Annotated in this window: 2 protein-coding genes; both read left to right on the plus strand. The window is 68.5% G+C overall.

Annotation, left to right across the window (positions count from 1 at the left end):
* The first annotated feature begins 55 nt into the window (after window positions 1-55).
* Entirely contained in the window at window positions 56-4,126 is a 4,071-nt protein-coding gene (locus tag ACFPIJ_RS15490; protein WP_380115616.1) for an SDR family NAD(P)-dependent oxidoreductase, read from the plus strand.
* Window positions 4,126-5,734: type I polyketide synthase (locus ACFPIJ_RS15495; RefSeq protein ID WP_380115617.1), on the plus strand; the 1,609-nt coding region annotated here is incomplete at its 3' end. The genes ACFPIJ_RS15490 and ACFPIJ_RS15495, both read left to right, overlap by 1 nt.

Consider the following 5,734-nt stretch of genomic DNA (forward strand, 5'->3'; position numbering starts at 1 on the left):
GGGGGTGTTGTTGGCGGAGGGGTGTCGGGTGTTCCTGGAGGTGAGTCCGCATCAGGTGCTGACCGGCGGGATCCAGGAGAGTTTCGACGCGGTGTTGGCTGTGCCCGCTGAGGGGACGGTGTTGGGTTCGTTGCGCCGGGATGAGTCGGATGTGCAGCGGCTGTTGTTGTCGATGGCGCAGGCGTTCACCGCTGGGGTGGGGGTGCGGTGGCCGGCGGTGTTCGCCGGAGTCCAGGGCACCCGGGTCGACCTGCCCACGTACGCATTTCAGCGGGAACGGTTCTGGCTGCAGCCGGCGCCCTCGTCTGTCGGCGATCTCATGGCGGCCGGGCATCCGTTACTGGGCGCGGTGACGGCGCTGGCCGAGGGTGAGGGGGTGTTGTGGACCGGCAGGCTGTCGGTGCGCACGCATCCGTGGCTGGCTGATCATGTGATGGCTGGTGCGGTGTTGTTCCCTGGGACCGGTTTCGTGGAATTGGCGGTGTGTGCGGGGCAGGAAGCCGGGTGCGGTGCGCTGGAGGAACTGACGTTGCAGGCGCCGCTGGTCCTGCCGCCGGACGGTGCGGTGCAGGTGCAGGTGTGGGTCGGTGGACCGCAGGAGGAGTCGGGTCGGCGGCCGGTCAACATCTACTCCCGCCCCGACACCGGTGAGAACGACGGCGTTGCTTGGGTGCGTCACGCCACCGGTGTGGTGTCCCCGGTGGTGTCGGCGCCCGCGTTTGATCTGACCGTGTGGCCCCCGCACGGTGCGGCGGCGGTGGACGTCGACGGTTTGTATGAGCGGTTGGCGGAGATTGGGTTCGGCTACGGGCCGACGTTCCAAGGTTTGCAGGCCGTGTGGCGCCGCGACGGCGAGGTGTTCGCCGATATCGTCCTGCCCTCGCCGGCTGCTGAGGAGGCCGGCCTGTTCGGGATGCACCCGGCGCTGTTGGACGCGGCCCTGCATCCGGCCCTGCTCGATGCGGGTTTGTCCGGTGGTGACGGTGGGTTGCGGTTGCCGTTCGCGTGGTCGGGGGTGTCGGTGTTCGCTGCCGGCGCCGCGGCGTTGCGGGTGCGGTTGACCCAGGCAGGTGATGACGGGCTCTCGTTGGAGCTGGCTGACGGGGTAGGTGCGCCGGTGGCGGTGGTGGGGTCGCTGGTGGCCCGCCCGGTTGCTGTCGAACAGTTGCGTGCCGCGGCTGGTGGTGCCGCCGATGCGCTCGGCGATCGTCTGTTCCAAGTCGATTGGGTAGCGCCGACCGGCGTCGGGTCGATGCCGGTGTCGGCGCGGTGGGCGGTGCTCGGGTCGGACGAGTCGGGGTTGGTCGGGGCATTGCAGTCCGTCGGGGCGGGGGTGCAGCAGTATCCGGATCTGGCCGGGTTGCGGCAGGCCGTCGCTGATGGGGTGCCGGTGCCGGATCTGGTGCTGGCCGCGGACATCCCGGTTTCTGCGGACGGTGAGGTCGGCGAGCGGGTGCGGGTGGTGACGGGTTGGGTGTTGGAGCTGGTGCAGTCGTGGCTGGCCGATGACCGGATGGGAACGGCACGCCTGGTGGTTCTGACCCGCAACGCGGTCGGCGTCGATACCGGTGCTGGTGTCGATGTGGTGCAGGCGCCGGTGTGGGGGTTGGTGCGCGCGGCGCAGTCGGAGCATCCGGACCGGATCGTTCTGGTGGATGTGGATGGCCGACCGGCGTCGTGGCGGGTGTTGCCGGCGGTGTTGGGTGGGGATGAGCCACAGCTGGCGATCCGTGACGGTCATGCCTTGGCTCCCCGGCTGGCGCGGACCGCGGTTGCTCCGACGTTGCCTGCTGATGCTGCGTGGCGGCTGGATGTCTCCAAGCGGGGGGTGCTGGAGAACGTCGGGCTGGTGCCGTATCCGCCGGCTGATGAGCCGCTGGGGGTTGGTCAGGTCCGGGTCGCGGTGCATGCCTCGGGGGTCAATTTCCGTGATGTGCTCAACGCGTTGGATCTGTATCCGGATGGTCCGGGGCCGCTGGGTTTGGAGGGTGCGGGGACGGTTGTCGAGGTCGGTGCCGGGGTGACCGATGTCGTGGTGGGTGATCGGGTGATGGGGCTGTTCGTGCAGGGCCTGCACTCGGTGGTGGTCACGGATCATCGGCTGGTCGTGAAGATTCCTGCTGGGTTGTCGTTCACGACAGCGGCGTCGGTGCCGGTGGTGTTCCTGACCGCGTACTACGCGTTGTACGACCTGGCTGGGTTGCGGGCGGGTGAGTCGGTGCTGATCCATGCCGCCAGCGGCGGTGTGGGGATGGCAGCCGTGCAGCTGGCGGAGCATCTCGGCGCTGAGGTCTTCGGGACCGCGAGTGCCGGCAAGACCGAGACGCTGCGAGCGCTGGGACTCGACGGTGATCATGTCGCGTCGTCGCGGACGCTGGACTTCGAGCAGCAGTTCCTGACGTTCACGCGGGGTCGGGGTGTGGATGTCGTGCTGAACTCCCTGGCCCGGGAGTTCGTTGACGCCTCGCTGCGGACCTTGCCGGCGGGCGGTCGGTTCATCGAGATCGGCAAGACCGATATCCGGGACGCGGAACAGATCGGCGCGGCGCATCCCGGGGTCCGGTACCGGGCGTTCGACCTGTTCGAGGCGGGGCCGGACCGGATCCGGCAGATGCTGACCGAGCTCGTCAAGCTGTTCGAGGCTGGGGTGCTGCGGCCGCTGCCGGTGTCGGCGTGGGATGTGCGGGCCGCGGATCAGGCGTACCGGTACATGAGCAACGCCCGGCACGTCGGCAAGATTGTGTTGACCGTGCCGCGGGGTATTGACGTGCAGGGCACGGTGCTGGTGACCGGCGGGACCGGGGGTATCGGGGCGTTGGTGGCCCGGCATCTGGTGGTGCGGCATGGGGTGCGGCATCTGGTGCTGACCAGCCGCCGCGGTCTTGATGCTCCAGGCGCGGTGCAACTCCAGCAGGAACTGTCCGAGTTGGGTGCGCACGTGCAGGTCGTGGCGTGTGACGTCGCCGACCGGGATGCGGTCGCGGCGCTGCTGGCTGGCGTGGCGGGGGATCGGCCGTTGACGGCGGTGGTGCACTCCGCTGGGGTACTGGACGACGGCGTGGTGTCGGCGCTGACCCCGACGCGGGTTGACGTCGTGTTGCGTCCGAAGGCTGACGGGGCGTGGCACCTGCACGAGCTGACCCAGGGGATGGACCTGTCGGCGTTTGTGTTGTTCTCCTCGGTCGCGGGGACGCTCGGGTCCGCTGGTCAGGGCAACTACGCCGCGGCGAACGCGTTCCTGGACGGGCTGGCGCAGACGCGTCGGGCGGCGGGGTTGCCCGGGGTGTCGCTGGCGTGGGGGTTGTGGCAGCAGCCCAGTGGGATGACCGGTCATCTCAGCGAGGCCGACCTGGCGCGGATGAGCCGTTCGGGTGTGACGGCGCTGACCGCCCAGCAGGGTCTGGAACTGTTCGACACCGCCGTACAGGCCGGGCTGTCCGCACCGGCGAACCTCGTCCCAGCCCTGCTGGACGCCAAAGCGCTACGGTCGACCGGGACCGGTCCGGTTCCGGGGTTGTTGCGGGCCTTGGTGCGGCGGACGACCCGCCGCCAGCTGGCTACCGTTTCCGAGGGTGAGTCGGTGTTGTCCCGGCGGCTGTCCGGGGTGCCGGCAGCGGAGCGGCAGGCGGTGGTCCTGGACGTGCTCCGTGGTGAGATCGCCGCGGTGCTGGGGCATGCCACCGCGGCCGCGGTGGAACCGGACCGGGCGTTCACCGAGGCCGGGTTCGATTCGCTGACCGCGGTGGAACTGCGTAACCGGCTGGGGACCGTGACCGGGCAGCGGCTGCCGGCAACCTTGGTGTTCGACCACCCGACCCCTGCTGCGCTGGCCGCCTACCTGACCAAGCAGATCGCTGGGACGGCCGAAGGCGGCTTGGTGTCCGCGGAGCTTGATCGGCTCGAAGCCGTCATGTCGGCCGCGGACCCGGCGGATCTTTCGGGTATCGCGGCACGTCTTCAAGCCCTCCTCACCAAAATCAGCCAGCGTTTCGGCCAGGAGCACGTTTCGCTCGATAACAGCGACCTTCAATCAGCGAGTGCCGAAGAGATCTTCAAGATCTTCGATGCTGAATCTGATGCATATCGAATCGACAACTTGCGGACCTCTGAAGGGGATGGCAACTGATGGCTAGCGAAGACAAGTCCCTCGAATATCTCAAGCGTGCGACGGCGGACCTTCGTGAGGCTCGTGCGCGGCTGCGTGCCATCGACGAGAGCGCGCATGAGCCGATTGCGATCGTGGGGATGGCTTGTCGGTTGCCGGGGGGAGTGCGGTCTCCGGAGGAGTTGTGGGGCTTGCTCGCGTCGGGCGGTGATGGGATTTCGGAGTGGCCGACGGACCGGGATTGGGATGTCGAGGGGCTGTTCGACTCGGATCCGGATCGGCTGGGGACCAGTTATGTACGGAACGGCGGGTTCTTGTCTGACGCCGCGGACTTTGACGCGGGGTTCTTCCGGATCAGCCCGCGTGAGGCGTTGGCCATGGATCCGCAGCAGCGCCTGCTGCTGGAGGCCGCGTGGGAGGTGTTCGAGCGGGCGGGCATCGACCCTGGCTCGCTGAAGGGCACGGACACCGGAGTGTTCGCCGGGCTGATCTATCACGACTATGGGATGGGTGTTCTGGGCTCGGGCCGCGATCCTCACGGGGTCGAGGGCTTTATCAGCACGGGTACTGCCGGGAGTGTGGCCTCGGGTCGTTTGGCGTACAACTTCGGGTTGGAGGGCCCGGCGGTGACGGTGGACACGGCGTGTTCGTCGTCGCTGGTGGCGTTGCATCTGGCGTGCCAGTCGCTGCGGCAGGGCGAGAGCTCGCTCGCGCTGGCCGGTGGCGTGTCGGTGATGGCGACGCCAGGAATGTTCGTGGAGTTCAGTCGGCAGCGCGGGTTGGCTGCGGATGGGCGTTGCAAGTCCTTCGCTGGGGCTGCGGATGGCACGGGGTGGAGCGAGGGTGTCGGGTTGCTGTTGCTGGAGCGGCTGTCCGACGCACAGCGGCTGGGGCACCCGGTGCTGGCGGTGGTGCGCGGCAGTGCGGTGAATCAGGACGGTGCGAGCAACGGTTTGACCGCGCCGAATGGCCCCTCCCAGCAGCGGGTGATCCGGCAGGCCCTAGCAAATGCGCGTCTGTCGGCTGGTGAAGTGGATGCGGTCGAAGCGCATGGCACCGGGACGGTGTTGGGTGATCCGATTGAGGCGCAGGCGCTGCTGGAGGTGTACGGGCAGGAGCGGGCGGGCCGGGAGCCGTTGTATCTGGGGTCGTTGAAGTCGAACATCGGCCACACGCAAGCCGCGGCTGGGGTGGCCGGGGTCATCAAGATGGTGATGGCGATGCGGGCCGGGGTGTTGCCTGCGACGTTGCATGTCGACGAGCCGACCCCGCATGTGGATTGGTCGTCCGGTGCGGTGGAGCTGTTGACGGAGGCCCGGTCGTGGCCGGAGTCCGGGGTGCCGCGGCGGGCTGGTGTGTCGTCGTTCGGGATCAGCGGCACCAACGCCCACCTGATTCTGGAGCAGGCCCCAGAAGCCGCTGTGGCGGTGGAGCAGGGGTCTGTGTCGTTGCCGGTGGTGCCGTGGGTGTTGTCGGGTCGTAGTGCTGCGGCGTTGGCTGGTCAGGCTGAACGGTTGCGGGCCATGCTGCTCGACGGGGCTGAGCCTGGGTTGAGTGATGTTGGGTCTTCGCTGGCGGCTTCGCGGGCGGTGTTTGAGCATCGGGCTGTGGTGGTGGCTGGGGATCGGG

The sequence above is a fragment of the Dactylosporangium cerinum genome (assembly GCF_042653625.1).
Lineage (GTDB): Bacteria > Actinomycetota > Actinomycetes > Mycobacteriales > Micromonosporaceae > Dactylosporangium > Dactylosporangium cerinum.